Source organism: Litorivivens sp. (assembly GCF_041625495.1).
Lineage (GTDB): Bacteria > Pseudomonadota > Gammaproteobacteria > Pseudomonadales > Spongiibacteraceae > Litorivivens.
On record NZ_JBFJTH010000267.1, the window covers coordinates 1 to 2,975 of the forward strand.

General features: G+C 53.9%; 3 protein-coding genes. All 3 read left to right on the forward strand.

Annotation, left to right across the window (positions count from 1 at the left end; all coding sequences use genetic code 11):
- The coding region (locus ABYP39_RS18240) for a hypothetical protein (protein ID WP_372784052.1) at positions 1–321 on the forward strand (321 nt) is incomplete at its 5' end.
- 24 nt (positions 322–345) lie between these two features.
- Entirely contained in the window at positions 346–2,025 is a 1,680-nt protein-coding gene (locus ABYP39_RS18245) for a sulfatase (RefSeq protein ID WP_372784054.1), read from the forward strand.
- Positions 2,026–2,048: 23 nt separating this feature from the next.
- On the forward strand, positions 2,049–2,975 hold a 927-nt coding region (locus ABYP39_RS18250), incomplete at its 3' end, for a flavin-containing monooxygenase (RefSeq protein WP_372784056.1).

Below are 2,975 nucleotides of genomic sequence, written 5' to 3' on the forward strand. Positions count from 1 at the left end.
AGTTTTCGCCGATTTCTGGCGAAATTTGGCCAGTACTCCATGATCCACGGCAATTCGCTGCTTATTGTCGAACCGATCACTTCCAGCCTGGAACAAATATTCCAGATTATTGTTGACCAGCTACCCGCTATGGATTTGTCGCTATTGCTGATGCGTCTGGAAAACGCGAACGCGATGGCGATCCTGGCCCTAACGCGCAGAGCCCAGAGCGATAAGGCATTTCATGGCAAGGACGCGAACCTGTTTGTGGAAAACCTCCTCGATCAACTGGTCGCAATGATTTGCGCGCCAATTTCACCGAAGACCCAGCAGTTGATCTAAAACGGAATCGGAGCTGCAATTGAAATGAGAATAATCAAAAGACTTGGCGTTACTGCGCTAATCCTGATGGTGTTAGGCGGCACCGCCTACCATTTCCGGTATCCGCTGATGCTGAAGATGGCACAAACCATGGTGCCGCTGTTCCAGCCAGAGATCGTGCCGCAACCCGATATTCAGTGGGCCTCAGGGACAGATCCGCTGGAACGGCCAAAACACCAACGGCCGCCCAATGTCGTGCTGATACTGGCCGACGATTTGGGCTGGAATGACATCACGCTGAACGGTGGCATTGCCGGTGGCACGGTACCGACACCGAGCATTGATTCCATCGCACAGCATGGGGTCAATTTCACCAATGGTTATGCTGCCAATGCCACCTGCGCCCCGTCGAGAGCCGCGATTCTATCCGGGCGATATCCAACCCGCTTTGGTTTCGAATTCACGCCCACACCACCGGGATTTATGGAACTCACGGCATTGGGTAACGAGAAGCAGTTTCCCGATAGACCGAAAGGGATCAAACACGAGGGCGAGAGCGAGCTCACCTACGAAACGATGGGCATGCCCGCCGGGGAAGTCACTATTGCCGAGGCGCTGGCAGATCAGGGGTATCACAATGTGCATATCGGCAAGTGGCATGTCGGGCTTGCCAACGGCATGGGGCCACTGGATCAAGGTTTTGACGAAAGCCTGTTGCTCATCAACACGCTTTATCTGCCTGAGGATCACCCCGATGTGGTCAACGCAAAAATCCCCTTCGACGGTATCGATCGCTTTTTGTGGAGCATTTCTGACGCCACGTCGTCAGTAAACGGCGGCAAAACCTCGTTCAGGCCCCGTGACTATTTGACCGACTACTACACCGACGAAGCAGTGAAAGTCATCGAGGCGAATAAAGATCGGCCCTTCTTTCTGTATCTGGCCCATTGGGCGGTACATACCCCGCTACAAGCCCTACGCGAAGACTACGACAAGCTCGATCATATCGAACTCCATCGTGAACGAGTCTACGCCGCGATGATCGCAAGCCTTGAGCGCAGCGTGACACGCGTGCTCCAGTCGCTGAATGATCACGGGTTGAGTGACAATACCATCGTGATTTTCAGCTCGGACAACGGCGGCGCACCCTACATTGGCTTACCGGAAATCAATAAACCTTATCGTGGATGGAAGCTGACATTCTTCGAAGGCGGCATTCATGTGCCCTTTATGATCAAGTGGCCGGCAAAGATTGCCGGGGGCACAACATTCAACAATCCTGTACATCACTTTGATCTGTTTTCAACGATTGTCGAAGCGGCGGGCGCCAAGCTGCCAAGCGATCGCAAAATCGACGGTGTTAATTTGTTGCCTTACGTTCAGGGCGAGAAGCCCGGCAAACCGCACGACAAACTTTTCTGGCGCAGCGGCGCCTCCCAGACTGCGATAGTGGGCAATTGGAAGCTGAATGTGAGCGCACCTCCGGGGCATCCGGCGCTCTACCGACACTGGTTATACAACCTTGCCGTCGACCCCACAGAAAAGCACGACCTGTCGGAGCAATACCCCGACAAAGTTACTGAGCTGAAAGCCGCTTTGGCGGCCCACAACGCAGAACAGAAACCGCCCAGCTGGCCCGCGAAAAGCTCGTCGCCAGTGCGTATCGACAAGGACCTCAGCGCGCCGTTTACCGGGAAAGATGAAGCCATCTACTGGTCAAACTAGTTGACTCAATCAGGAGTTTTACAATGAACAACCCTTCAGGCAACACGATGGCAGATGTTTCCGTAGTCATTATCGGCGCGGGCCTATCCGGCATTTGTGCCGCCTTCCATATGCAGCAACGCTGCCCCGATCGCAGTTTTCGCGTGATCGAAGCCCGCGACAATATTGGTGGCACCTGGGACCTGTTCAAGTACCCCGGCATTCGCTCCGATTCCGACATGTACACCTTTGGTTATAATTTCAAACCCTGGACGGCAGAAAAAGCCATCGCCCCAGCCGATACCATACTCAAATACATGCAGGAAACTGTGGACGAAAATGGTCTGCAATCAAAGATCAGCTTTGGCACACGATTGATCAGCGCCGATTGGCACAGTGAATCCAGCCGCTGGACGCTGACGCTGGAATCAACCCATAACGCACAGCGCGAAGAAGTGAGTTGCGATTTCTTGTTTTGCTGCACGGGTTATTACCGCTATAGCAAAGGTTACACGCCTGACTTTCCCGGCGTCGAACGCTATCGCGGCACCGTAGTGCACCCGCAAAATTGGCCGGAATCCCTAGACTGCACTGGCAAGCGCGTCACGATCATCGGCTCCGGTGCAACCGCGGTCACACTTGCGCCCACGCTCGCGAAGACCGGCGCAAAGATTACGTTACTGCAGCGCTCGCCGACCTGGATTATGTCAATGCCCGATAGCGGCTCTCGCCTGTTCAGGTATCTACCCGATCGATTGGCTCATGCCCTTGTACGCTGGCGCAATATCGTGATGTTTATGGGTTTCTATCAACTATCAAAACGCAAGCCTGAAATCGTCAAACGCTTACTCCTGAAGAGTGTGAAACAGCAACTGCGCGGTGCCGCAGACATGAAACACTTTACGCCCGGTTATGAGCCCTGGGATCAGCGTGTATGTCTGGTTCCGAATGGCGACCTGTTCAAGGCAATA

Coding starts and splice junctions, on each gene's coding strand:
- ABYP39_RS18245 (WP_372784054.1), top strand. CDS start 346: ATGAGAATAATCAAAAGACTTGGCGTTACTGCGCTAATCCTGATGGTG.